This window comes from Pseudidiomarina fusca (assembly GCF_032227045.1).
GTDB classification, from domain to species: Bacteria; Pseudomonadota; Gammaproteobacteria; order Enterobacterales; family Alteromonadaceae; genus Pseudidiomarina; species Pseudidiomarina fusca.
In genome coordinates, this window is the sequence record NZ_JANFPJ010000011.1 from 18,392 (window position 1) to 42,726 (window position 24,335).

Below are 24,335 nucleotides of genomic sequence, written 5' to 3' on the forward strand. Positions count from 1 at the left end.
CGGTGCTTAAAATTAACGCGTTATTGTATCCTGTGCAGACGTTTCAGGAAAGAACTTAGCACGCCAAGCTTGAGTGGCTAGGCTTAAAAGGTCTGCGGGATTGGTTAAGGGGACTTCAGTGAGCTGTAGAAACTGACAGGCTTGCCAGAGTTGCTCACTAACTTGCTGCGGATTAAGCGCGGGGGCATGATTTTGCTTACTGAGTTTCTGCCCTTGTTCATCTAGAGCTAGCGGAATATGTTTAAAATGCGGCTGGCGCTGGCTAAAGTGGCGCCACAAATTAATTTGCCAACTGGTTGCAGTGAGCAGGTCTGCGCCGCGAACGATATCTGTAACCCCTTGATCAATATCATCTATCACAACCGCCAGCTGATAGGTGAACCAACCATCACGCCGCAACAACACAAAATCTTCGCCAGCAACAGCGGGAGCTATGTTCACCTCGCCTTGAATAGCATCGGTAAAGACCATAACAGGAGTTTGATTTAAATAGCGAATGGCATAGGGCCCGGGTCCTTCGACCCCGGCACGACAGTGACCGGTATAGTATTCACCACGGGCTTTGATTTGTTTTCGGGTGCAGTTGCAAGGATAGGTTAACTGTTGCTGCTGCAACTCAGCTAGAGCCTGGCGATAACGCTCTTTGCGCTGACTTTGGTAAATAATGTCGCCGTCCCAATGCAGACCAAAGCGCTCTAATTGTTGCAGGATAACTTGGTCGGCTCCTGCTACTGCGCGCGGTTCGTCAATGTCCTCGATGCGCACTAGCCAGCGTCCGGCATGAGCTTTAGCATCTAAATAGCTGGCCAAAGCGGCTACTAATGAGCCAAAATGCAAGGGCCCCGACGGGGTCGGGGCAAAGCGGCCACAGTATGGCTGGTTGGCCATGCTTGGTGTCGCCATATTAGGCGCCGGTCATCTGCTTCTCTTTGATTTCGGCGAGGGTTTTGCAATCGACGCAAAGGTCAGCAGTAGGACGCGCTTCTAAACGTCGCACACCGATTTCAATGCCGCACGAGTCACAAAAGCCGAAGTCATCAGCTTCAATTTTCTGCAGTGTTTTTTCAATTTTCTTGATCAGCTTACGCTCGCGGTCGCGAGTACGGAGTTCTAAACTGAACTCTTCTTCTTGCGCGGCGCGGTCCACTGGATCAGGGAAATTAGCTGCTTCGTCTTTCATGTGGTGAACAGTACGGTCAACTTCTTCACGCAACTGAGCACGCCACACTTCTAAAATTTTACGAAAATGCGCACGTTGCGCCTCATTCATGTATTCTTCACCTGGCTTCTCTTGATAAGGTTCAAGGCCAGCTTGTGCCAGAATGCCATGGGCTTTTTTCGGCGTTCCTTGAGGCATTATGGATCTCCTGTATGAGACGGTTAAAAAAATGGTCGGTACATATACCAGAAAGTAATCGGCGGTGCAATTTTATTTAAACAAAAGTTAACTTTTTGCACTGCTGCTAACAGGTATCACCGGCAAGGTTGTTGTCGCGGTGATTTCGCTCGGGCTGATATGGCACCCCAATGCGTAAAATTCAACTCCTATTTTTGCCGCCTCAATACACATCTGCGCGTAGTTTGGATCAAGCTGGCTAGCTGCCGTGACCTGTTCGATAGCGCTATGCAAGACCACGTAGAGCACTACCGCCCGATGACCATCGTTAACCATATCCATCAAACTGCGTAAATGTTGCGTTGCCCGTTGGCTAACAGTATCGGGAAAATAGCCCTGATTATGCTCAGCTAAGGTGACACTTTTTACTTCAATAAAAACTTTTTGCGCATGTTTATCCAGACCCAGCCAGTCAATGCGGCGGTTGTCGTAACCATATTTCTGCTCCGCTTGCAGTTCGTGTAACCCCTCCAGTTGCGGAATCACGCCATCAGCTAAAGCCTCGCCAGCAATCTTGTTGGCTTGCTGGGTATTCACGCAGATCATGTGACCGGCGCTGCTTTGGGCGAGTTCCCAAGTGTGGCGATATTTACGTTTAGGATTATCCGAGGCGCTCATCCATACCCGCATGCCGGGTTCGGCACAACCCGTCATAGCACCGGTATTCGGGCAGTGAATGGTAAAGGCACTACCATCGGCAGTCTCCACATCTGCTAGAAAGCGTTGGTAACGTTTAGTTAAGGTTGCCGGCTCAAGTACCTTGATAAACTTCATTGTCAGCCCCATCTTGCTCAAGTACGATAGACACCATCTAAACACGCAAACATACTGGGAGCCACATCGCATGTCTAGCACAGTACCTGTCTTTTTAGAATCCGCAAGCACCACCACTACAGGCGGTTGGAAGGCTTCTGCCGCGGTCATCATGAATGAACGCGGCGCCGTGATCTCGTTAACTGGCAATGAAGCTAACGATTTACGTAAAATTCAGCGGGCCGGCCGCCAATTAGATAATCTTGGAATCAACGCTGTTAGCTTGCAGGGTGACAGCTGGAACTTAGAGCAGCAATGGGCTTTCGCTAAAGGCTTTACGGACACTCTTAGCAAAAATAAGATCACGTGGGCCAACCATGAGCAGCAACTTAATTTATTACAGAAGCATGCAAATTGGGTGCGAGAGTTAATTAATTTACCGCCCGAGGCCATCTATCCTGAGGCCCTTGCCCAACGTGTGGCTGATAAACTTACCGAGTTGGCACCAGCAGCTATTAGTGTCCGCAAAGTGGTTGGCGATGAGTTATTGGCTGAGCAACGTATGGGTATTCATACGGTGGGTAGAGCTAGCGTCAAGCCACCGGTGATGCTGGTGGTAGACTACAACCCAAGCAAGGACCCAAAAGCTGAGGTAGACACAGTATTGATTGGTAAAGGGATCACCTTTGATAGCGGTGGCCTAAGTATTAAGTCTAGCGAAGGCATGTTAGCAATGAAGTGCGACATGGGTGGCGCGGCAACCGTAGCAGGTGCTTTAGGATATGCCATTGAACAGGGCCTAAACAAACGAGTGCAATTGGTGTTGTGTTGTGCGGAAAACCTGATTGATGGGCGCGCCTATAAGTTAGGTGACATCATTACTTATAAAAATGGCACCACAGTGGAAATTGTCAACACTGACGCCGAAGGACGTTTGGTGCTAGCCGATGGCCTTATTTATGCGGCTGAAGTTAATGCCAAGCATATCATTGACGCAGCCACGTTAACGGGCGCAGCGCAGGTTGCTGTTGGTACTGAGTATAATGCGTTGTTTAGTGTTGATGATGACTACGCTCAGCAGGCGCTAGCCTCAGCTGCGGCTAATCAAGAATTACTCTGGCGTTTGCCGTTGCAACCATGGCATCGTGATAATTGCCCATCCGCTTTTGCAGATACCGCCAATAGCCGTCCGCAAAAAGGTGGTGGTGCTGGTGGCGCAAGTAATGCCGCTGGCTTTTTATTGCGTTTTGCGCCGAATGAAGGTGCGGGTTGGCTGCATTTTGACATTGCTGCGGCGTATCATGGTAGTGCTAATGGAATGTGTGCGGCGGGCGCTACCGCGCTGGGCTTCCGTACTATTGCGGCCACCTTGTTAAACTGATTTGTAAGCGTAAATGACCACTGAGCAGTTGCCGGTACAAGCTTTAATTGAACCTTTGGTAAAGTTGTTACCGGCGGCTCGAGTGGTCATCGAAGCCCCGCCAGGGGCGGGCAAGTCGACACTGTTGCCACTGGCGTTGTTGCAGCAGCCAAGTCTCGCTCAGCAACGCATTTTAATGTTGCAACCGCGGCGGCTAGCAACCCTTGCCATTGCAACCTATCTGGCTCGACAGCTGGATGAACCCGTGGGGCAAACGGTAGGTTATCACATTCGCGGCGAGGCTCGCTTTAACCAGCACACTCGGTTGCTCATTGTTACCGAGGGTATGTTTACTCAATACCTGCAACAAGACCCGGAGCTAGCTGGGGTGGGTATGGTGATTTTTGACGAGTTTCATGAGCGGAATTTGGCGAGTGACTTGGGCCTAGCAATGTTGCAAGAAAGCCTCCTATTGCGACCTGACTTAAGTGTACTGGTGATGTCGGCCACGTTACCAGCAGAGCCGATTGCGGCTTGGCTTAGCGAAGCTGGGGTAGATTGCCAGATTCTTCGCAGTGAAGGGCGTCAGTATCCCATCAGCATTCATTATCGACCACCTCCTGCCAGTAGCCGTTGGCAGCAGCATTTACCTCAAGTTATCCAAGAAGCATGCCAAGTAGCACAACAAGATGTGCTGGTATTTGTGCCTGGGCTTGCTGATATTCAGTATGTTACGCGCTCCTTGAATGAGCAGTTGCAGGAGCAGTGGCAAGTTTATCCACTACACCGGCAAGTAGCGCCGGCAGCACAGCGTGACGTCTTACGAGGGCGCCAAGGCGAAGGTAAACGGCGAATTATCTTAGCGACAAATATTGCTGAAACCAGTGTGACCATTCCTGGGGTAGATGTAGTGGTGGATAGCGGTCGTGAGCGCCAAGCTCTTTATTATCCCCAACATGGCGTTAGTCGCTTAGTCACCCGGCGGATTAGCAAGGCTTCTGCTACGCAGCGAGCTGGCCGTGCTGGACGAACGGCGGCCGGGGTTTGTTTTAGAGTGTGGGCTGAAGCAGATCAGCATGGCTTGCGTGATTATCAAGTGCCAGAACTTGAAACCGCAGATTTAACCTCGCTGCTACTAGAGTGCAAGCGATGGGGCAGTGAGCCTGCCCAACTGCGCTTCTTTACCCCTCCGTCGGCAGCCAATTTAGCCGCTGCGCAGCAAGCATTGGTTAACTTGCAGGCCGTGCAAGAGAACGGACGTTTAACCGCGCTCGGTCAACAGCTAAGTGAGTTGGGGAGTGACCCGCGTTTAGCGCGAATCATAGCTCATGCACAATCACAATCAGCCAGCTACCGGGCGACAGTGGCCTATTTAATCGCGCAACTGGAGCAGCTACCGCGTCAACCGCAGCAGTTTCCGCAGCCGCTGGCTCAATTCAATAGCGCCCAACAACAACGCTATCAGTATTGGTTAAAACGCTTAGGAATAACTGCTAGTGAGCGCCTACTTCCGCCCAGTGCGTTTGCAGAAATATTGCTGTGGGGCTTTGCTGATCGAGTGGGCTTACAGCGAGCTAAGAGTGATCGATATCTACTAGCCTATGGCGGTGGTGCCAGTTTTCATCATCAAGACTTACGTCAACCTAGCCGCTGGCTGTTAGTACTGACAGTCAACTTCAGCGAAGGCCAAGCGGATGCTATTATTGGTGCTGCGCTAGAATTAACTGAGGCAGATTTAACGCATCCAGCGTTAACCATCAGTAGTTACGATGAAACCACGTGGAGTGGGCCGAGCAAGCGCTTACAAACGACTCGTTGGCAGCAGTTGGGAGCGATTAAGTTTAATCCGCAACCAGTAGCTCAGCTGCCTAGTGCGGAGCAACGGATACAGGCATTACGCGACTATGTACAGCAACAGGGATTGGCTGTGTTGGGTTGGAGTGCTAGCTGTCAGCAATGGCTGGCGCGAGCACGGCTCTTAGAACAGCATTTACCAGCGGCCCAGCAAGCCCAGTGGCCGAGTTTTTCTGAGGCTTATTTACTAACTAGCTTAGCTGACTGGGCGAGTCCCTATTGGCAAGATATTACCAGTTTGCAGCAGCTAACCCAGTGGCGTCCACTTACGGCTTTGCAAGCTCGGTTGAACTACTCTCAGCAGCAACTCTTACAGCAAGCTTGCCCCAGTCATTTGCGTTTGCCTAGCGGCCGTGAACAAACGATTGACTATACCCAGGCAACGCCACTGATAGCGGTTAAGTTACAAGAAATGTTTGGTGAACCAGTGTCACCAACACTGTGCTTCGGACAAGTCACCCTTACCATAGATTTACTCTCTCCGGCGGGCAGATTGTTGCAACGAACCGCCGATTTAGCTAGCTTTTGGAATGACGCATATACTGCGGTAAAAAAAGAAATGAAAGGCCGCTATCCCAAACATCCATGGCCAGATCAGCCACACTTAGCCATGGCGACACATAAAACAAAGAGACACCTTGAATGACCCGTACCAGAGCTGTATTTAGGTATTTACTCATCACTGGGTTAAAGCTGGCATTGATCGGACTAGTACTGGTAGCGGGCTACCTCATTTATCTTGATGCTTCGTTAACCAAGCGTTTTAGCTCTAATCGCTTTCAAGCCCCGGCACTGGTTTATGCTCGCAGTTTAGAGCTGGTGCCAGGGAGCACTATTGCAGCCCCGACTGTGATTGCTGAGTTGGAGCGCTTGAGTTATCAACGGGTAACGCAGATCACCGATTCAGGGCAATATCAGCAAAGCGGTAGTAGCCTGACCATCTATCGGCGTCCGTTTGACTTTGCTGATGGTCCGGCAATGGCGCGGCGAGTGCGACTTGAATTTGCAGCAGGCGGCATCCGTGGGATTCAGAGTTTACCCGATGGCCGAGCACTGAATAGGTTTCGCCTAGAAGCACCGCTACTCGGGCGTTTAGCTGGTGGCAGTGATGAAGATCGGTTGTTGGTAGGGTTAGAGTTGGTGCCAAACTTACTGATTGAAACTCTCCTGTTAGTTGAAGACCGAGATTTTTATCATCATGCTGGTATCTCAGTCTCTTCGATTGCGCGTGCAGCGGTAGCCAATCTGATAGCGATGCGGACGGTACAAGGTGGCAGCACACTCACTCAGCAGCTGGTTAAAAATTTATACTTAACCCGCGAGCGTAGTTTGTGGCGCAAAGCAAATGAAGCGCTGATGGCGCTTATTATTGATTATCGCTTTAGTAAAAATGAAATCTTAGAAACCTATTTGAATGAGGTTTATTTTGGGCAAGACCGAGGCTCGGCGATTCATGGAATTGGCTTAGCCAGTCGCCTGTATTTTGGTAAACAAGTTCAAGAACTAACAGCTTCCGATATCGCGTTATTGGTTGGAGTCATTAAAGGTCCTTCTTATTATGACCCAAGGCGCTATCCAGAACGAGCGCTAGAGCGCCGAGATATGATCCTCCAATTAATGCTTGAGCATAATTTGCTAGACCCCAACAGCTATCAGATGGCAGTAGCAGCTAAGCTGATGCCAACTGGTTCAGGACAATTAGTTAAGGCCAGACTGCCTCATTATTTAGAACGCGTTCAGCAAGAACTGAGCCAAATTGCGTTACCTCATAATTGGCAGCAACAGGGTTTGCGAGTGTTCACTTACTTTGACCCCAATGCACAGCAAGCGGCTGAACAAGCACTGCAACAGCAACTGGCACAGGTCAGTAAAGATCCACTATTGCAAGGAGCTGTGGTGGTGGTTAACCATCAGCAAGCGGGGATAGCTGCGGTGGTGGGGGATCGGCAGCCTCGAGCGGTAGGATTTAACCGCGCCCTAAATGCGATGCGTCCTGTCGGTTCCCTGGTTAAACCACTGATTTATGCTGCCGCGTTTGAGCATCAAGGTCTAGAACTAGGGCAAGTGATTCGCGATGAGCCGATTGTGGTGCCACGTCAAGGACAAGCCGATTGGCAACCACAAAACTATGACGAAACTTTTTTGGGTGATTTATCGGTTTATGATGCCTTGGTGCAATCACGTAATGTGCCCGCCGTAAAGCTAGCTCAACAAGTAGGTATTAAGCAATTGGTGGCGATGTTGCAGGCAACCGGTGTGGACACCCCAATACCTGAGGTACCTGCCCTAGCGTTGGGGTCGGTGGCACTGTCGCCGCTGCAAGTGAGTGAAATCTATGCCATGTTGGCGCAGTCAGGCAAACATCGACCGGTGGCCGCGATTGCCGCTATGACGGATCACCAAGGGTTGAATTTATACCAACGTTCGCCGCAAACAGCCCAACAGGTGTTCAGTGCTGAGGTTGGCTATTTAATCAATTATGGTCTGCGGGGGGTGATCAACGAAGGCACCGGCAAAACCTTAGCGCAGCTTGTTGGTTCGCAACAGCTCGCTGGTAAAAGCGGTACTACCAATGATTATCGTGATAGTTGGTTTGTCGCCTACGATCAGCAGCATGTGTTTAGTGTCTGGGTAGGGCGAGATGATAATCAGCCGGTAGGACTTACAGGTAGTCGAGGCGCGTTACCTGTGGTAGCAGCCTTATTACAGCAATTTAAACCACAACCGCTGCAGTTAGAGATGCCAGCTACAGTGACTGTGGTGAATTTTCATCGCCAGCTTGGGGTGCCAATTCCCGACGATTGTGAGGCTGGCTTACGCGTACCTGCGCGCTTTAAAACAATGCCGGAAGACCAAGGGTGTTCCGGCACAGTAGAAAAGAAAAGCTGGTGGCAACGCTTATTTTAATTCAGCGAAAGCGACCTTAGCGGCTGCTAGTGTGGCCTCGATATCAGCGTCCGTGTGAGCTGCTGACATGAAACCAGCCTCAAACGCTGATGGCGCTAAGTAAACACCTTGGCGCAACATACTATGGTAGAACTTGCGGAAATGCTCAATGTTGCATTCGGTAGCTTGCTGGTAACTTGTTACTTGCGCTTCTTTGCTAAAGAAAAAGCCAAACATCGAGCCAGCGCGGTTGGTGGTAAATGGAATACCAGCCTCGTCAGCTAAGGCTTGCAAGCCATTCACTAATTGTTCAACTTTGGCTGTTAACCCAGGATACAGCTGTTCGTCATCCAATTGGTTTAAGGCAGCTAAGCCGGCCGCCATAGCCACTGGGTTGCCTGATAAGGTGCCAGCTTGGTAGACGGGACCAACAGGAGCAATGTAATCCATGATTTCACGTTTACCGCCAAAGGCACCTACTGGCATGCCACCGCCAATAACCTTACCTAGGGTGGTTAAATCTGGGATAACTTGGTAGTACTCTTGCGCACCGCCACGAGCCACACGGAAGCCTGTCATTACTTCATCAAAAATCAGCACGCTACCGTATTGATCACAGATCTCACGTAAGCCTTCAAGAAAACCTGGTACCGGTGGAATGCAGTTCATGTTGCCGGCTACGGGCTCAACGATGATGGTTGCGATTTGGTCGCCAACTTCGGCGAAAATCTGTTTCACCGAAGCTAAATCATTGTAGGTTACCGTTAAGGTATGCTTAGCAAAGTCCTCAGGGATCCCAGGTGAGTTAGGTACGCCCAGCGTTAATGCACCCGAGCCAGCTTTCACTAATAACGCGTCAGCATGACCGTGATAACAGCCTTCAAATTTCAAGATTTTATCGCGACCAGTATAACCACGGGCTAAACGAATAGCTGTCATGGTAGCTTCGGTACCGGAATTCACCATGCGCACCTTCTCAATCGATGGCACGATTTGCTTGATGCGCTCAGCCATAGTGATTTCGTTAGGGGTAGGGGTGCCAAAACTTAAACCACGATCGACAGCAGCATGAGTCGCTTCGCGAATTGCAGTGTTGTTATGGCCAAGAATCATCGGCCCCCAAGAGCCCACATAATCAATGTATTTGTTGCCATCAGCATCAAACATATAGGCGCCATCGGCACTTTCAATAAAGATTGGAGAGCCACCTACGCCATTAAAGGCACGTACCGGCGAGTTCACGCCACCGGGAATACTTTGTTGAGCTTGAGCAAATAATTCATCAGAACGAGACATGAGTTTCCTCTTATTTAACAGCTAATAGCGAATTAGTACGAGTTGCGTTTATCGCTGTACCAATTCACCTCGCAATCGTATTTTTCAACCTGCTCGGCTACCCCTAGCGTTAGTGCAAAGAGCGCCATACGAATCAGCACGCCGTTGTCCGCTTGGCGGAAAATAGCAAGGTTAGGATGTTGATTTAAATCGTTATCTAGTTCGTTTGCTTCTGCGCGTGAATCGCGCGGCAAAGGATGCATGATAACGGTATTAGGTTTGTAGTGCTTGGTATAGATTTCGCTATTTAAACGAAACTTACCGCGATATTGATCAGCCTCTTGAGGCGTAGTAAACCGCTCTTGCTGAATCCGGGTTTGATAAACAATATCAGCATCTGAACTACCACTGACTTGATCCGTGATAGTGACACGGTGACCGGCTTGGTCTAACACGGCTAACACACTATCAGGCATGGCCAATTCTTGGGGCGAAATCAAGGTGAAACGAATATTTTTATAGAGTGCGAGTAAGCGTGACAGCGAGTGCACGGTGCGCCCGTATTTTAAATCACCCATCATGCAAATATGCATCCCATCAATAAGATGACCATGGTAAGCCAGCTCTTTTTTAATAGTGTAGAGATCTAGCAAGGCTTGGGTAGGATGCTCGTTGGCTCCATCACCGCCGTTGATAACAGGCACCCGACTGCCTTGCGCAAACTCGGCAACAGAACCTGATTTAGGATGGCGCATGGCAATCACATCGCTGTAACTACTCAGCACTCGGGCGGTATCGTATAAAGATTCGCCTTTGGCCAGCGCTGAGCTTTCCATACCAGTGGTTTCACGAACTTCACCACCGAGCAGGTTAAACGCAGTACCAAAACTCACCCTAGTACGGGTTGAAGCTTCAAAAAATAAATTACCTAAGATGGCACCATCGAGAACTTTGGTACGTTTTTGCCTACGTGCGTATGGCTGCATGCGATCGGCCGTGGCAAAAATCTGCTGAATACTGTCGAGGTCAAACTGCTCGACTGAAAGGATATTAGAACCGGTAAAATTCATGATGGGTAGCCCTGCAGTGAAGGTAAACACTGGAGGGCTACTCTAGCAGATTTTGTGGTTAAAAAGAATGCTGGAGCGCTTAAAAGGGCTTCATCACCGCCAAAATAATAATGGCAAACAGAGCTAACACGGGCACTTCGTTAAAAACCCGATAAAAGCGATGGCTGCGAGTGTTCCGTTGGTGTTTAAAGTCAGCCAAAATCTTAAAACAGTAGCCATGGTAAACGTACAGTAAGGTAACGATCACGAGCTTAACGTGTAACCATCCCGAAGCTTTGAGCCAAGCACCACCATAAATCCACATCAACCATAAGCCAAAAATCAGCGTTAACAATGCAAATGGCGTGACAAAATAAAGCAACCGTCGTTCCATAATCTTAAACTGCTGATTAACCTCTTCAGAGGTATTCTGGGCATGATAGACGAAGAGGCGCGGCAGATAAAAAATGCCAGCAAACCAAGCCACCATAAAGGCAATGTGTAGTGCTTTAATGAGTAAAATAGACATCTAATCCTCGTTCAACTGCGATGATTTTTGGTTGCGCCACAAGCGCGGCCTGCGTAGCATGGCGAAGTTCCATCATAAGAAGTGTCACTATGAAAGAGAAGCAGAATATTATTATTGCCAGCCTTTTGCACCGATTTGGCGGTTGGTTGGTGCTAGCTGTGGTCCTTGGCCTTGGCGTTGCGGCTGGTTATTGGGGCGGCAATTGGCATCTAGTGCAGTTACAGCAGCAACTACAACAACAGCAAACAACCATAGCTGAGCTCTATGAACGCACCGAACGGTTTGATTATCAGCAACATATTGCACAAGTAGAATTGGGCATTGAGCAGGCTGCCAGTAAAGGTCTGCAGCAAGAACTGTTGATGGCGCAAGACGAGAACTTTGCGCTTCGGCGTGAGTTAGCCTTTTATCAAAAAATTATGGCACCTGAATTAGAGGCCAGTGGGGTGATGGTTGATTCGTTTGAATTACAGCCTAACCGCAGCCCCGGCCATTTTCATTTCAGGCTCGCCCTTGTACAAATGGACCGTCTACGTAATTTAACCAAAGGCTCAATTGAAATTAGATTAAGTGGACGCCTTCAAGATCAAGCACAGAGTTACGACCTATTGGAACTGGCGCACGTGGAAGCTAAAGACCGCCAATTCAGCATGCGCTACTTTACCGTTCAAGCCGGCGATTTCGTGGTGCCCGAGGGCTTTCTTCCCGAACGGATTGATGTGGTGGTGAACGTTAGCGGTAGCAAACAAAACTTAAGTCGTAGCTTTTATTGGGCCGACTTGTTGGCTGCGCGACCAACGGCTAGCAAAGCTGGCGATAGCAGCGACAATACTTGACCCTTTTACTCAGGTAAGCGAAAATAGCGGTCAGAATTTCTAAGAGGTACACAACATCATGAGTGACACAGCAGCAATGCCTATTCAGTTCACTGAATCTGCGGCCAACAAAGTAAAGAAACTTATTGCTGAAGAAGAAAATCCAGCCTTAAAATTGCGCGTCTATGTAACTGGTGGTGGTTGCTCTGGTTTCCAGTACGGTTTTACCTTTGATGAAAAGAGCAATCCTGGTGATACTGAAATCGAACGTAACGGTGTGACCTTAGTGGTTGATCCTATGAGTCTGCAGTATTTAGTTGGTGGTGTGGTTAATTATGAAGAAGGCTTGCAGGGCGCGCGATTCTTCGTTGATAACCCAAATGCGACCACTACCTGTGGTTGTGGGTCAAGTTTCTCCATCTGAGGATGAGATACACCTCGCTTTGCGGTAAGATGTTGCGACATTTTACAGGCGAGGTGTGTTATGAGTTCATACGCAAACCATATTGCGACCGTCCAAGCACGATTTGATGCAGCTTTAACTGCAACAGGTTTCGATTCGGTATTGATTTATGCGGGCCAACCGCGTGTAGCATTTCTTGACGACAATGCTGCTCCCTACAAAGTTAATCCTCTGTTCAAATACTGGATACCCGTACTAGAAAGTCCTAAAAGCGCGATTTATTACAAAGTGGGTGAAAAGCCAGTCGTGTTTTTATTTCAACCACGTGATTTTTGGCATGCTCAAGCTGAAGTTCCTCATGAAGAGTGGCAACAGCACGTTGAGTTAGTCGTGATTGATGAGCAAGAAAAAATGACGGCTTGGCTAGGCGACAAATTAGCAGCGGCCGCTTTCATTGGTGAGGATTTTGCTGAGCCAGTGGCAAGTTGGCAGGTAAAGGCACGTAACCCTCAAGCTTTGATCGATCATTTACACTTCCACCGTGCTATTAAAACCAGCTGGGAAATCGAGAATATGCGAGCAGCCAATAAATTGGCAGCTACCGCTCACTTAGCCGCTCGTGATGCATTTTTTGCTGGCGCCAGTGAGTTAGAAATTCATCATGCCTATCTAGCTGCGATTGCCGCCCGCGAAACCCAGTTGCCATACAATAGTATTGTGGCTCTGAACGAGCATGGAGCGATCTTACATTACGATATGTATCAAACAAAAGCCCCCGCACAAGCGCGCTCATTCCTGATTGATGCTGGCGCCCTCTATAAAGGCTACTGTGCTGATATTACCCGAACCTATGCCCGTGAGAGCGGCTTCTTTGCGGATCTGATTGCCGCGATGGATGATGCACAGCAAGCCTTGCTGAGTGAAATTAAACCGGGTATTAGCTATTACCAACTTCACGTATCTCAACACTTAAAGATTGCCCAAGTATTAAGTGAGTTTGGCTTTGTGAAAGGCTCAGCTGAAAGTATTTACGAGCAAGGTTATAGCAGTGCTTTCTTCCCGCATGGGTTGGGCCACTTTATCGGCCTACAAGTGCATGATGTCGGCGGTTTCTTAGCCAATGATCGTGGTGATGCTATTGCTCGTGATCCACGCCATCCGTTTTTACGCTTACTACGTGAAGTAGAGGCTGGCCAAGTATTTACAATTGAACCGGGTTTATACGTGGTCGATCAGTTGCTGGAAGCCCATGCTGGTAACAACGACTTTAATTGGCAGCGGATTGACGAGCTACGCCCATACGGCGGCGTGCGCATTGAAGATAGCATTGTTGTTGGCGAAGACGGCAATAACGAAAACCTAACTCGTGATGCTTTCGCTAGCTTAGCTAACCATTAAGGTAAGAAGAGACCGCCCAAAATAGTTGGGCGGCTAGCACCGGTAACAGCTGGGAGATTTCCCGGCTGTTTTTTTAGGTAGCAACGAGCTAACCAAGCAAAAGCCATAGCCTCTACATGTTGAGGGTTTACTCCTAACACAGCTGTCGAGTGCCAATGACACTGAGGTAAAGCGGCGGTTAGGGCACTCATTAGTAACGGGTTGTAAGCTCCCCCACCACAAACAAATAAGGTTTCTGGTAAGTTCGGCAGCCAGCTGTTTATTGCTTGGGCGACGGAGCGTGCGGTTAACTCAATCAGGGTTGCTTGCACATCGGCAGGCTTGAATTCAGATAATTGTCGTCCTGTTAACTGCGCCCGCGTAGCTAACCACGTGAGATTAAAATCGTCACGGCCGGTGCTTTTCGGTGGTTGCTTGGCAAAATAGTCATCAGCCAAACAGTGATCCAGTAAATCCTGCTGAACCTTGCCTTGGGCGGCAAAAGCGCCATGGCGATCAAAGCTATCAGGAGCCTCTGGATGGCAACGTCTAAACCAGCCATCAAGTAGTGTATTTGCTGGCCCCGTATCAAAGCCCATGACCCCATTAGCAGGGCCTGGCAGCCAAGTTACGTTGGCTATACCCCCCAAATTTAATATCGCCCGCGGTTGCTCAGAACTACTGAACAAAGCCTGATGAAATGCTGGTACTAAAGGAGCACCTTGCCCGCCTAAGGCAATATCTTTACGTCTAAAATCAGCAACCACGGGAATACCAGTTAACGCAGCTAAGGTATTAGCATCACCCAGTTGTAAGGTGTAACTTGGTTGTGCGGAGGGAGCATGACGCACGGTTTGTCCGTGACTGCCGATAGCGCAAATATCAGTGTGTGCTAGTTGCAGGTCAGCGAGAAATTGGTTTACGGCGGCTGCGCAGAATTCAGCGAAGGCTCTATCGGCAAGGGCATAGTGATGTAATTCATCGGCTAGTGCCTGCGGTTGACACAATAAGCTTAAACGTTCAACAAGCTCTTTTGGCAGTGGGCATTGGCGATGATGTAGAAGCTCAATCTGGTGCTCCTCAAAAGCCACCACGACCATGTCTAGGCCATCCATACTGGTACCTGACATAAGCCCAAGATAAAGATCTGCGGCCATTAGCGCATCGCCAAATAGAACCGCTTATTATCATTAAGTATGGCCAATCGCTCACCCACCAGATTCTTGAAGATAGGCAATTCATTCTTAGCCAAGGATTCCGCTTGAGGGAATTTGACTGTACGCGGATTGCGGTGCACACCATCGACCAAAAACTCATAGTGTAAATGAGCACCAGTAACACGGCCGGTAGCACCTACACGACCAATCAATTCACCCTGTTTGACGCGCTGCCCGGTTTTCACCAAGCGTTTGCTTAGATGTAGGTACTTGGTGACATAGCGTTCACCATGCTGAATAAATACATAGTGACCGTTGAGATTGTTGTAGGCACTGGCAATAACTTTACCATCCCCCGAGGACATCACCGGAGTACCGGTAGCTGCAGCATAATCAATCCCATTGTGGGCACGAACTTGGCCTGTGACTGGATGCAGTCGGCGTGGATTAAAGTTAGAGCTGATGTAATTGAATTTTACCGGCGAGCGTAAAAAGGATTTACGCATGGCGCGCCCTTCGGCGGTGTAATATTGGCCATTATCGTGTAGAAAGGCTTGAAAATGTTGGCCGCGGTTTACGAACTCGGCCGCCAAGACTCGGCCAAAACCAACAAAATCACCATCAACGTAGTTCTTTTCGAACAAAATACTGAATTCATCGCCGGCGCGGATATCTAGCGCAAAATCGATGTCCCAACCAAACATGTCAGCAATACTCATAATCTGGCCATCGGTAAGGCCGGCGTCTATACCTGCGTTCCAGAAGCTGCTAGAAATGGTCGCGTGGGCAAAGCTGGTTCTAACCTCAACACTTTTGCTCTCGATGCTACTTACATAGCCTTGCTCTTGCTGGGTGACAACTAAGGTATCGGTTTCGTTTAACTGGTAAGCAATTTGCACCAACTGATCTTGACTATCGCGGGCAAACCGCACGGTATCACCCGGGTGTAAATTAGTCAGGATTTTGGCGGCTTGTTGATCTTGGGTGACCCGATACAATTGCTGTGGGCTTAGTCCCATACGATCAAAAATACGCGCTAAACTATCACCGCTACGCACTTCATAACCGCTCCAACGAATATCGTCGTAGCTAGGAGCTACGTTGCTACTCGCTTCATTTAGCTGTAACTGCAATGGATAACGCTGGCCGAGAATCAACTCTGCTTGGCCTAGTTGGGGCTCACTGACATGCCGCGAAGCCGTGGCCGGCTCTGAGGGTAATAGCATAGCTAGCAGGGTTACACCGCCAGCAACGGATAGCATAACTTGATGACGCCTAGGCAGGCGCGCAAGCAGGGCTGTGATTCGCTTTGCAAGTGATGTCATAGAGTCTCGAACTGTTAGCGCAATTTTATTTTTGTCAATCATTATCGGCAGAATAATACGAAGAGCGACGTTTTTCCAGCTACTTTACGGTTAATTGCGCTTAAAACACTGCATTAAATAGCATACAATGCGGTGATTATCGGTCGAATCATCCTGTCAGGAGAAAGTTAATGAAGGCAGTATCTGCTGCAGAAGCCTTTGCTGAAATTGCACGAGGCACCGAAGAAATTCTTTTAGCTGAAGAACTTAAAGAAAAATTAGCCAGTGGTAAACCCTTAGTGGTTAAAGCTGGATTTGACCCAACCGCACCGGATTTACACTTAGGTCACACGGTACTCATTAATAAAATGCGGTTATTGCAAGATTTAGGTCATCAAATTATTTTCTTGATTGGTGACTTTACCGGCATGATTGGTGACCCTACCGGTAAAAACGTCACACGTAAGCCACTATCGCGCGAAGATGTGCTGGCGAACGCAGAAACCTATAAAGAACAAGTATTCAAGATCCTCGACCCAGCTAAAACCATCATTCGCTTTAATTCTGAGTGGATGAATGATTTAGGCGCAGCGGGCATGATTCGATTAGCTGCCCAACAAACGGTGGCACGGATGCTAGAGCGTGATGATTTTAAAAAGCGTTATGCCGGCGGACAGCCGATTGCTATTCATGAATTTTTATATCCGTTAGTACAAGGCTGGGATTCCGTTGCACTGAAAGCCGATATTGAATTAGGTGGTACCGACCAGCGCTTTAATCTACTGATGGGGCGTGAGCTACAAAAAGCTGAAGGTATGGCGCCGCAAACAGTGATCATGATGCCATTATTAGAAGGCTTAGACGGCGTTCAAAAGATGTCGAAGTCACTCGGTAACTATATTGGTATTACTGAGCCTGCCAACGATATGTTCGGCAAAATGATGTCAATTTCTGATGAGTTAATGTGGCGTTACTATCAGCTATTAAGTTTCCGTCCTTTGGAAGAGATTGCGGGCTTTAAGCAGGCGATTGCTGATGGTGCTAACCCACGTGATTATAAAGTCTTGTTAGCTAAAGAAATCATCACTCGATTTCATGATGCTGCTGCGGCAGATGCAGCCGAGCAAGACTTTGTGCAGCGGTTCAGTAAAAATGCGATCCCTGATGACCTGCCAGAGCTCGAGTTAGTGGCTGCTGAAGGCAGTATTGCCATTGCTAATTTACTTCGTGAAGCTGACTTGGTGGCCTCCACCTCTGAAGCGATGAGGATGATCAAACAGGGTGGGGTGAAGATAGACGGCGCAAAAGTGGAAGATACCAAATTCGTTGTGACCGCTGGTAGCACCGCAGTTTATCAAGTAGGCAAACGCAAGTTCGCGCGTATTAGCGTGAAGTAATGGGTGTGCCAGGTCGTGCCGTAAGGTTCGGCCTGGCGTGTGTTTTGTGCAAGCCTCGCTGTGGCTGTTAGCAGTCACTTTGACAAGGCAAGCTAACGATCTCCCCCGTCGGCCAGCGCAGCAGCGTAAGCTGATTGCCCCAGACACAACCCGTATCTAAACCAATCACATCATCGCGCTGGGTCTGCCCCATGAGCGCCGCCCAATGGCCAAACACCAAGCAGTTATCGGTGACCTCGGTCAGCTCGTACCAAGGGACTAAATCGCTAGGATGTCGCTGTTGCTGTGGTGCGGTCTTACAAGTCAGCTCAAGTTCACCGTAATCATAGCTGGGGGTCACACGACAATACCGCATCCGAGTAAGCGCATTGATGATAAAACGATGTCGGTCCGCACCGCTTAGATCCGGATGCCAGCGATTTGGCTCATTCCCATACATACTCGCCAACCACTCGCCAAGTTGTTGCTGTTGCCAGGCTTGTTGTAACGCGGAGCTAGTTTCATCAGCATAATCCTGTGCTTCAGCCAAGGACCACCACGGATAGATACCGGCGTGACTCATCACTAAACCATCGTTACTGGTGAGCATTAAGGGCTGTTGCACTAGCCAAGCGAGCCAGTGCTGTTGTTCAAGCTGGGGAAGCGCCACGATGGCGTCGAGTTTATCGCTAGGATGAGCTGCGCGTACCCCCGCTAAAATCGCCATCAGGTTCAGATCGTGATTACCTAAGACGACCTTGGCACTGCTACCTAAATCGTGAAGAAATTGCAGACAAGCGAGAGAATCTGGGCCACGCCCAACCAAATCACCAACACACCAAAGCTGGTCGAAGCTAGGATCAAAGCCTACTTGCTGTAACAACAACTTCAGCTCGGTTGCACAGCCTTGGATGTCACCAACAATGTAGCGGCTCATCGGCGACTTACTTAATGGATGATATTGGGGATGGCAAGGCGAAACGAAGGGATCTGTACGTCGAATAACTCACCCTTGCTACCTTTCATGGTGTAAAAGCCTTCCATGGTACCAATCGGAGTCGCCAGCACAGTACCACTGGTGTAACTAAAGCTTTCACCTGGCGCCAATTGTGGTTGTTGCCCTACCACGCCATCACCAGCTACTCGAGTGATTTTATGTTCGGCATCGGTAATCTTCCAGGAGCGTTTTAGTAGTTGCACCGTCTCGGTCGATTGATTCTCTATAGTAATGGTGTAAGCAAACATATATTGCTCATCGGCAGCTACCGATTGTGCTGCTAAATATTGCGTGGTTACAGAAATAAGAATCTTACTCATGGGCTTGTTGTTGCTCCGTATACCAGTTAGCTAAGCGACAGTAATCTGCCACGCTGAGTGTTTCTGGGCGAGCATTAGGGTCGATGCCAAGTTGCTCTAATTGCTCGTCAGTGCAAAGCTGCTTGAGATTATTGCGGATGGTTTTGCGGCGCATGTTAAATGCCATCAAGCAGACTTTTTGTAGGTCGCTACGGCTGTGGACCGGGTAAGGCGACTCAGTGTAAGGAGTAAGACGCACCACGGCAGACTCTACCTTAGGAGGCGGAATAAAGGCTCCTGGCGGCACCATCAGCACCGGCTCTACGGCACAGGCTTGCTGAATAGCAACGCTAATACGTCCGTAGGCTTTACTATTGGGCTCTGCCGCTAGCCGCTCTACCACTTCTTTTTGTAGCATAAAATGCATATCGCCAATCACTTCTAGATGCTCTAGCAAATGAAAAATAATCGGCGTAGAAATGTTGTAGGGTAAGTTACCAAAGACGCGTAGCGGTTGGCCTTGATAGAACTGACGGAAATCGGTTTTTAATGCATCACCACGAAATACGTTAAGCTTACTGGCCAAAAACGGATGTTGTTCAAGCCGATCGGCAAGGTCACGGTCGAGCTCCACCACGGTCAAGAGTTGACTGCGCTCCACTACCGGTTCAGTGAGAGCTGCAAGGCCCGGACCGATTTCAATCAGGGCTTGGCCTGGCTGTGGATTAATGGCATCTACAATGTCATTAATCACAAACTCATCGTGTAAAAAGTTTTGTCCAAAACGCTTACGAGCGCGGTGTCCTAAATGTGTCTTTGTCATCGATTTACCATGTCAATAGCGGTCGTTAAAGCGAGTTTGGCGCTACTGATATCTACGTTTGCTGTTGCCGCTCGATCTAAGGCCGTGCCATGATCAACCGACGTTCGAATAAAGGGTAAGCCTAACGTAATGTTTATGGCGTTACCAAAGCCTTGGTATTTTAGCACGGGCAAACCTTGATCGTGGTACATCGCTAATACGGTATCGGCATGCGCTAAGTAACTGGGCTGAAATACGGTGTCGGCAGGGTAGGGGCCACTCGCGGCAATACCTTGCTGCTGTGCTGCGGCAATCGCAGGAATAATGTGGTCTAATTCTTCACGCCCTAGATGGCCTTGTTCACCGGCATGTGGATTAAGCCCACAGACTAAAATGCGTGGTTGCGCTAAGCCCCATTTTTGCTTCATGTCGGCATCAATGATTTCGATAACGCGCAATACTTTGTCATAAGTGATTGCCTCAGCAACCTCTTTTAAAGGTAAGTGCGTGGTTACTAAGCTAACCCGTAAGCCTTCAGTTGCTAGCATCATGACTACTTGCGGCGTCTGGCTTAGTTCTGCAAAAAACTCCGTGTGGCCACTAAAGGCTATACCAGCGTCATTAATTACGCCTTTGTGGACGGGGCCGGTTACAACAGCCGCAAACTCGCCGGTCATACAGCCCTGTCCAGCGCGAGCTAGGGTAGCCAACACATAGTCGGCATTAGCATTATTAAGCTGCTGTGGGATCACCTTAGCAGCGCAGGCAAGATGACAGACGGTTAGTGTTCCTGCGGCTTGTGGCTGGGGAGCTTGGTGAGGGTCGTAAGGAATAATCTGTAGCGGTAGTCCCAATGCCGCAGCCCGTTGTTGCAGCATGTTGCTATCAGCAATGGCTATCCAAGCCACGGGCCATTCGTATTGCGCTAACCGCACGGCTAAATCAGGGCCAATCCCGGCCGGTTCGCCTGGAGTAAACGCAATACGAGGCACAGACATAGCTCTAACCTTCTTGGTCAACTACTTCAATATAGGCTTGATCACGAATTTCTTGTTGCCAGTTTTCTAATTCTTCTTGGTACTTACGGCTAAAGAGTAACTGATAGGCGCGGTTTTCTTGGCTGCGCTTAGTAGCATCCTGTACGCGTCTATCTACTACTTCCATAATGTGCCAACCAAACTGAGTTTTAAATGGAGCACTTAGTTCGCCAACCGGCAGGGTGCGCGCTCGGTAAGCAAACTCTTCGGCATAAATACTTGGCTCACTCCAGTCTAGCTCGCCACCGTTAGCGGCAGAACCTGGATCGGCAGAATGCTCACGAGCAAGGTCGGCAAATTCAGCCTCGCCAGCCAGAATTTGCTCACGAAACTCAGCGAGCATTTCTTCAGTACGTCGCTCAGATAAGATAATCGATGGCTGAACTAGAATATGACGAACTTTCACTTCTTCAATTTCAACAGCTTCAACACCGCGCACATCGGTTACTTTGAGGATATGAAAGCCAACACCACTACGCAGCGGGCCCACCAATTCGCCTTTCTTTTTACCACGTACAACTTCAGCAAATAGGGTCGGCATAGCGTTGATGTTCATCCAGCCCAAGTCTCCGCCTTCTAATGCCCGTGAACCTGATGACGAGGTGATAGCTGCTTGGGCAAAATCCGCACCATCATTGAGTAACTTCAGGAGTTGCTCGGCGCGGTCGCGAGTTTCTTGAACTTCGTCAGCATTAGCACCATCGCGAATACCTACTAAGATGTGGCCTAAACGGTATTCCACTTCTTCTTCGCTGGCTTCAGTTAATAAATTAACCAAACCACTGATTTCTTGTGGTGAGATGTACACGCGACGTTGAACCGCAGCACGCTGTACTTCACCGGTGATGATTTCTTTACGAACACTTTCACGGTAATCATCCCAAGGAGTGCCCGATGCGGTGATCCGGCCACGCATCTCATCAACACTCATGCCTTCGTCACGGGCAATATTTTGGATAGTCTGTTGTAATTGCGTATCAGAAATAGTGATACCCATCCGGCTCGCCATTTGTAATTGCAACTGCTGCATCACCAGACGGTCGGTGGCTTGAACTCGCAAGACGCTGTCTTCTGGTAACTGCGCATCTCTGTTTGCAGCGTTATTTTTAACTTCGCGAAGGAGTTGTTGCACTTCGCTTTCTAATACGACGCCTTCGTTGACGATCACAGCAACACGGTCAAGTACCTGTTGTGCTACAGCCATGGATGTAACAGCTGTGAATGCTACTGCGACGACTAATTTAACCAGTTTACTCATGAATACTTACTACCTAGTTGCTTAAGTGGAATGGTTGACGATAACCAAACAAGCTCTGCTCGAGCAGATCTAGCAGACTTTGATTATCACTACCCAGCCCTTTTATTATGAATTGGAAACTCACGCCGGTATCAAATTCCGGTTCGCCAATTACCGGTTGCCCATTAAAAAATTCAAAACTGCGGTCGATGCGGCGATAGGCGCTAACACGCATGGCCCAACAGCAATCACTGTACTGTAACGCAATCAGCGCGTCGTTGGTACGGTTGTGATGCAAGTCGTAGTACCAATTTGAGGCTAACTGCCAACGCGGGCTCAGTTCAACCACACCTAACATACCAAATTGCTCGATGTTATCGTCAAGAATACTGGTGACGGTGCGATGACTTACTTGCATCAAGTTTTTCGAGTCTTTACGGTATTCTACCGAGGTCTGACTCTTACGAGTGCTATTCAGTTCCATGTCGTATTGAATTGCACTATCAACATACCAGCGATTGTTTAATCTAAAGCGAGTTTCTATGGCTAAATCTGAACGATCGGCGGCGATGGCGCCTTGTTGTTCGAGCAATTGGGTTTCGCTGTCCGAAAAATAGTAAATTTGCGCCAGGCTCAAGCGAGCAAGCTCACGCGCTTGGCTATCGAATAGGCTGGTAGAAGCACCCACGGCGACTTGGTTCGCATCGGCGATCCGGTCTAGTCCGGAAAAGCGCCGGGCTCTAAATAAGCCTTGGTAGTCGTCTTGCATCAGCGTCGAATCATAAATACCGATCCCCGCTTGGTCTCGATAAGGGGTGTATAAGTATTGAATCTGCGGTTGCAAGGTTTGTTGATAACTGGCGCCGTTAATTTCTAGTTGGCGTTCAAAATTCAAACGTCCGCGCCAGCGGAAATTCATCATGCCACGGCTTGGGTTTTCTAGCAGGCCTCGATCGAGATCTTCATTCTGGTCATAATAAGTGTAAGCATAGCCAAGCTCTGCCAGCCAATCAAAACCCGGTTGCTCAAGTGAAAAACGAACTTGCGGCTCTAAATGCAGCCGAGTGGCGTAATCTGAACTGAGTTCCTGATTGCGAAAGTGGCTAAGCTCAGAGAAGACGTCAAAATCAAGACCAAAGGGGCCCGTGTAGGTGTAGTAACTGCTTATTTGCGGCAGAGTTCGATAGGGTGAACGAAAGTTACCTAGTAGCTCAAAGTCTTCGCTGCGTAGCGTTACCTGCCATTGCTCCGATAAATAATCCACTTGCACGTGCCGATATAATTGTGCATCGGCGCGGCCAGCAAAATCACTACCGAAGTCGTTGAGGTAATCATCGTCGCTGATAAAGGTACCATTGGCATAGGCACGCCAATTTTCACCCCAAGTATGTTCTTGTTCTACGCGCCATAAGAAACGCGAATTATCACCAGTACGACTGCTATCATTCTCCAGCAAAGCTAGATTATATTGGCCGCGACTGCTTGCTGTAAGAAAGCGAAATTCGCCCTGCATTTGCAAGCCGCGTTCGGCCATGTAGCGCGGCGTGATGGTTGCATCCATATGCGGAGCAATATTGATGTAATAAGGTACTTCTAATTCAAAGCCATTTTTTTGCGATGAACGCACGGTTGGAAATAGAAAACCAGATTTACGTTCATCGGTAATCGGAAAGCTCATGTAAGGTATGTACACAACAGGTACGCCAAATAATTCAAATTTGGCATGCCAAGCTTCCCCAAAAGCTTCGTCTTCATTTAAAGAAATGGTCCGAGCGCTTAACTGCCAGGCCGGGTCCGTGGTTGGACAGGTGGTGAAAGTAGAGCCTTCTAATCGTACCGATTGTGGCGATAATGATAAAATATCGGCTTTGCCACGCGCCCCAGATGCTACTAATTGATATTGAGCGCCGCTAATATAAGCTTGGTTTTCAGCTGAGTTTAGGCGAAAATTTTCTGATTCTACTTGCACGTAACCATTGGTGTAGCGCGTGCGGCCACTGGCGTTAATAGCACCACTTTGCTGATTAATTTGCGCTTGTTCGGTACGCAGTTGTTGGTTATCCAACTGTACTTCAACATCACCAAAGAATGAGGCAACCTCGGTGCGATAATCTAGATCAGAACGCTCTGAGCGTACGCCGATAGCGCCTTTGGGCAAGTTTGCAATCGGCTCTATGGGGGGTTGAAATAACTCGGTCGGCAACGGACAGACACCCATCGGCAAGGGTTGCTTGGGTTGCGCCGATTGCGCCCATACTGGCGCAATGCTGCATAGGCCTATCGCCCAAACCCATGTCTGTAACAATTTACTCATGTAACTTTGATTCCGAGTTATCCTTCACAATGTGCAGGGTATGATAAAGCAATTTTTATTCGGCCGCCATTTGCTACACTTGATATTCTGTAAAAACCAATCAGTTGCCATGAGG

The 24,335-nt window shown here is 48.9% G+C and carries 21 protein-coding genes; 7 read left to right on the forward strand and 14 right to left on the reverse strand.

Annotation, left to right across the window (positions count from 1 at the left end):
- Positions 1 to 12 precede the first annotated feature (12 nt).
- The 3 genes from gluQRS to sfsA form a co-directional block, all read right to left on the reverse strand.
- Positions 13 to 903, reverse strand: coding sequence for a tRNA glutamyl-Q(34) synthetase GluQRS (gluQRS, locus tag NOG12_RS06710; protein WP_313932789.1), 891 nt, complete (start codon positions 901 to 903; stop codon positions 13 to 15).
- 1 nt (position 904) lies between these two features.
- On the reverse strand, positions 905 to 1,357 hold the full coding sequence (dksA, locus tag NOG12_RS06715; protein WP_110075888.1) for an RNA polymerase-binding protein DksA: 453 nt from the start codon (positions 1,355 to 1,357) through the stop codon (positions 905 to 907).
- 87 nt (positions 1,358 to 1,444) lie between these two features.
- On the reverse strand, positions 1,445 to 2,170 hold the full coding sequence (gene sfsA, locus NOG12_RS06720) for a DNA/RNA nuclease SfsA (RefSeq protein WP_313932790.1): 726 nt from the start codon (positions 2,168 to 2,170) through the stop codon (positions 1,445 to 1,447).
- A gap of 70 nt (positions 2,171 to 2,240) precedes the next feature.
- Here sfsA and pepB point away from each other — a divergent pair, with 70 nt between their 5' ends.
- Genes pepB through mrcB form a run of 3 tightly spaced genes read left to right on the forward strand, consistent with a single transcriptional unit; the run spans position 2,241 to position 8,270 of the window.
- On the forward strand, positions 2,241 to 3,530 hold the full coding sequence (gene pepB / locus NOG12_RS06725; protein ID WP_313932791.1) for an aminopeptidase PepB: 1,290 nt from the start codon (positions 2,241 to 2,243) through the stop codon (positions 3,528 to 3,530).
- A gap of 13 nt (positions 3,531 to 3,543) precedes the next feature.
- Positions 3,544 to 6,009, forward strand: a complete 2,466-nt coding sequence (hrpB, locus tag NOG12_RS06730; RefSeq protein ID WP_313932792.1) for an ATP-dependent helicase HrpB — start codon at positions 3,544 to 3,546, stop codon at positions 6,007 to 6,009.
- Positions 6,006 to 8,270: a penicillin-binding protein 1B gene (gene mrcB, locus NOG12_RS06735; protein WP_153826799.1), complete on the forward strand. Its 2,265-nt coding sequence runs from the start codon at positions 6,006 to 6,008 to the stop codon at positions 8,268 to 8,270. Before hrpB ends, mrcB begins: the two co-directional genes overlap by 4 nt.
- On the opposite strand, the gene hemL is transcribed toward mrcB, so the two are convergent.
- From hemL to NOG12_RS06750, 3 genes are all read right to left on the reverse strand, one after another.
- Positions 8,262 to 9,545: a glutamate-1-semialdehyde 2,1-aminomutase gene (gene hemL / locus NOG12_RS06740; RefSeq protein ID WP_153826798.1), complete on the reverse strand. Its 1,284-nt coding sequence runs from the start codon at positions 9,543 to 9,545 to the stop codon at positions 8,262 to 8,264. The two genes, mrcB and hemL, sit on opposite strands and share 9 nt — an antisense overlap.
- A 32-nt stretch (positions 9,546 to 9,577) precedes the next feature.
- On the reverse strand, positions 9,578 to 10,594 hold the full coding sequence (locus tag NOG12_RS06745; protein WP_110075882.1) for an aspartate carbamoyltransferase: 1,017 nt from the start codon (positions 10,592 to 10,594) through the stop codon (positions 9,578 to 9,580).
- A gap of 79 nt (positions 10,595 to 10,673) precedes the next feature.
- Positions 10,674 to 11,102, reverse strand: coding sequence for a CopD family protein (locus NOG12_RS06750; RefSeq protein ID WP_110075881.1), 429 nt, complete (start codon positions 11,100 to 11,102; stop codon positions 10,674 to 10,676).
- Positions 11,103 to 11,191: 89 nt separating this feature from the next.
- Between NOG12_RS06750 and NOG12_RS06755 the strand changes: the two genes are divergently transcribed.
- Genes NOG12_RS06755 through pepQ form a run of 3 tightly spaced genes read left to right on the forward strand, consistent with a single transcriptional unit; the run spans position 11,192 to position 13,718 of the window.
- A complete protein-coding gene (locus NOG12_RS06755) occupies positions 11,192 to 11,938 on the forward strand; it encodes a DUF6776 family protein (RefSeq protein WP_153826797.1) in 747 nt (248 codons plus the stop codon).
- A gap of 58 nt (positions 11,939 to 11,996) precedes the next feature.
- Complete coding sequence (gene erpA / locus NOG12_RS06760) at positions 11,997 to 12,341, forward strand: iron-sulfur cluster insertion protein ErpA (protein ID WP_153826796.1); 345 nt, start codon at positions 11,997 to 11,999, stop codon at positions 12,339 to 12,341.
- Between the two features lie 60 nt (positions 12,342 to 12,401).
- Positions 12,402 to 13,718, forward strand: a complete 1,317-nt coding sequence (pepQ, locus tag NOG12_RS06765) for a Xaa-Pro dipeptidase (protein WP_153826795.1) — start codon at positions 12,402 to 12,404, stop codon at positions 13,716 to 13,718.
- Here pepQ and NOG12_RS06770 read toward each other — a convergent pair.
- Positions 13,715 to 14,854 carry an anhydro-N-acetylmuramic acid kinase gene (locus NOG12_RS06770; RefSeq protein ID WP_153826794.1) on the reverse strand — a complete coding sequence of 380 codons (1,140 nt, stop codon included), beginning with the start codon at positions 14,852 to 14,854 and terminating at the stop codon, positions 13,715 to 13,717. The two genes, pepQ and NOG12_RS06770, sit on opposite strands and share 4 nt — an antisense overlap.
- Positions 14,854 to 16,158, reverse strand: a complete 1,305-nt coding sequence (locus tag NOG12_RS06775; RefSeq protein ID WP_375152909.1) for a peptidoglycan DD-metalloendopeptidase family protein — start codon at positions 16,156 to 16,158, stop codon at positions 14,854 to 14,856. The genes NOG12_RS06770 and NOG12_RS06775 overlap by 1 nt, the downstream gene beginning before the upstream one ends.
- A 191-nt stretch (positions 16,159 to 16,349) precedes the next feature.
- Here NOG12_RS06775 and tyrS point away from each other — a divergent pair, with 191 nt between their 5' ends.
- Positions 16,350 to 17,555, forward strand: coding sequence for a tyrosine--tRNA ligase (tyrS, locus tag NOG12_RS06780; protein WP_153826793.1), 1,206 nt, complete (start codon positions 16,350 to 16,352; stop codon positions 17,553 to 17,555).
- A gap of 67 nt (positions 17,556 to 17,622) precedes the next feature.
- Here tyrS and NOG12_RS06785 read toward each other — a convergent pair whose 3' ends face one another.
- Genes NOG12_RS06785 through NOG12_RS06810 form a run of 6 tightly spaced genes read right to left on the reverse strand, consistent with a single transcriptional unit; the run spans position 17,623 to position 24,220 of the window.
- Positions 17,623 to 18,471 carry a symmetrical bis(5'-nucleosyl)-tetraphosphatase gene (locus NOG12_RS06785; protein WP_153826792.1) on the reverse strand — a complete coding sequence of 283 codons (849 nt, stop codon included), beginning with the start codon at positions 18,469 to 18,471 and terminating at the stop codon, positions 17,623 to 17,625.
- 11 nt (positions 18,472 to 18,482) lie between these two features.
- The gene (gene apaG / locus NOG12_RS06790) at positions 18,483 to 18,851 is read right to left on the reverse strand and encodes a Co2+/Mg2+ efflux protein ApaG (protein ID WP_153826791.1); all 369 of its coding nucleotides are present in this window, start codon (positions 18,849 to 18,851) and stop codon (positions 18,483 to 18,485) included.
- The gene (rsmA, locus tag NOG12_RS06795) at positions 18,844 to 19,653 is read right to left on the reverse strand and encodes a 16S rRNA (adenine(1518)-N(6)/adenine(1519)-N(6))-dimethyltransferase RsmA (protein WP_313932793.1); all 810 of its coding nucleotides are present in this window, start codon (positions 19,651 to 19,653) and stop codon (positions 18,844 to 18,846) included. Before rsmA ends, apaG begins: the two co-directional genes overlap by 8 nt.
- The gene (gene pdxA / locus NOG12_RS06800; RefSeq protein ID WP_153826789.1) at positions 19,650 to 20,630 is read right to left on the reverse strand and encodes a 4-hydroxythreonine-4-phosphate dehydrogenase PdxA; all 981 of its coding nucleotides are present in this window, start codon (positions 20,628 to 20,630) and stop codon (positions 19,650 to 19,652) included. Before pdxA ends, rsmA begins: the two co-directional genes overlap by 4 nt.
- A 4-nt stretch (positions 20,631 to 20,634) precedes the next feature.
- Complete coding sequence (gene surA / locus NOG12_RS06805) at positions 20,635 to 21,927, reverse strand: peptidylprolyl isomerase SurA (RefSeq protein WP_153826788.1); 1,293 nt, start codon at positions 21,925 to 21,927, stop codon at positions 20,635 to 20,637.
- A 13-nt stretch (positions 21,928 to 21,940) separates the two neighbouring features.
- Entirely contained in the window at positions 21,941 to 24,220 is a 2,280-nt protein-coding gene (locus tag NOG12_RS06810; RefSeq protein WP_153826787.1) for an LPS-assembly protein LptD, read from the reverse strand.
- Positions 24,221 to 24,335: the final 115 nt, after the last annotated feature.

What these genes read in the sequence shown, in the direction of transcription:
- gluQRS (WP_313932789.1), bottom strand. Translation starts at nt 903, where the DNA reads ATGGCGACACCAAGCATGGCCAACCAGCCATACTGTGGCCGCTTTGCC.
- dksA (WP_110075888.1), bottom strand. Translation starts at nt 1,357, where the DNA reads ATGCCTCAAGGAACGCCGAAAAAAGCCCATGGCATTCTGGCACAAGCT.
- sfsA (WP_313932790.1), bottom strand. Translation starts at nt 2,170, where the DNA reads ATGAAGTTTATCAAGGTACTTGAGCCGGCAACCTTAACTAAACGTTAC.
- pepB (WP_313932791.1), top strand. Translation starts at nt 2,241, where the DNA reads ATGTCTAGCACAGTACCTGTCTTTTTAGAATCCGCAAGCACCACCACT.
- hrpB (WP_313932792.1), top strand. Translation starts at nt 3,544, where the DNA reads ATGACCACTGAGCAGTTGCCGGTACAAGCTTTAATTGAACCTTTGGTA.
- mrcB (WP_153826799.1), top strand. Translation starts at nt 6,006, where the DNA reads ATGACCCGTACCAGAGCTGTATTTAGGTATTTACTCATCACTGGGTTA.
- hemL (WP_153826798.1), bottom strand. Translation starts at nt 9,545, where the DNA reads ATGTCTCGTTCTGATGAATTATTTGCTCAAGCTCAACAAAGTATTCCC.
- NOG12_RS06745 (WP_110075882.1), bottom strand. Translation starts at nt 10,594, where the DNA reads ATGAATTTTACCGGTTCTAATATCCTTTCAGTCGAGCAGTTTGACCTC.
- NOG12_RS06750 (WP_110075881.1), bottom strand. Translation starts at nt 11,102, where the DNA reads ATGTCTATTTTACTCATTAAAGCACTACACATTGCCTTTATGGTGGCT.
- NOG12_RS06755 (WP_153826797.1), top strand. Translation starts at nt 11,192, where the DNA reads ATGAAAGAGAAGCAGAATATTATTATTGCCAGCCTTTTGCACCGATTT.
- erpA (WP_153826796.1), top strand. Translation starts at nt 11,997, where the DNA reads ATGAGTGACACAGCAGCAATGCCTATTCAGTTCACTGAATCTGCGGCC.
- pepQ (WP_153826795.1), top strand. Translation starts at nt 12,402, where the DNA reads ATGAGTTCATACGCAAACCATATTGCGACCGTCCAAGCACGATTTGAT.
- NOG12_RS06770 (WP_153826794.1), bottom strand. Translation starts at nt 14,854, where the DNA reads ATGGCCGCAGATCTTTATCTTGGGCTTATGTCAGGTACCAGTATGGAT.
- tyrS (WP_153826793.1), top strand. Translation starts at nt 16,350, where the DNA reads ATGAAGGCAGTATCTGCTGCAGAAGCCTTTGCTGAAATTGCACGAGGC.
- NOG12_RS06785 (WP_153826792.1), bottom strand. Translation starts at nt 18,471, where the DNA reads ATGAGCCGCTACATTGTTGGTGACATCCAAGGCTGTGCAACCGAGCTG.
- apaG (WP_153826791.1), bottom strand. Translation starts at nt 18,851, where the DNA reads ATGAGTAAGATTCTTATTTCTGTAACCACGCAATATTTAGCAGCACAA.
- rsmA (WP_313932793.1), bottom strand. Translation starts at nt 19,653, where the DNA reads ATGACAAAGACACATTTAGGACACCGCGCTCGTAAGCGTTTTGGACAA.
- pdxA (WP_153826789.1), bottom strand. Translation starts at nt 20,630, where the DNA reads ATGTCTGTGCCTCGTATTGCGTTTACTCCAGGCGAACCGGCCGGGATT.
- surA (WP_153826788.1), bottom strand. Translation starts at nt 21,927, where the DNA reads ATGAGTAAACTGGTTAAATTAGTCGTCGCAGTAGCATTCACAGCTGTT.
- NOG12_RS06810 (WP_153826787.1), bottom strand. Translation starts at nt 24,220, where the DNA reads ATGAGTAAATTGTTACAGACATGGGTTTGGGCGATAGGCCTATGCAGC.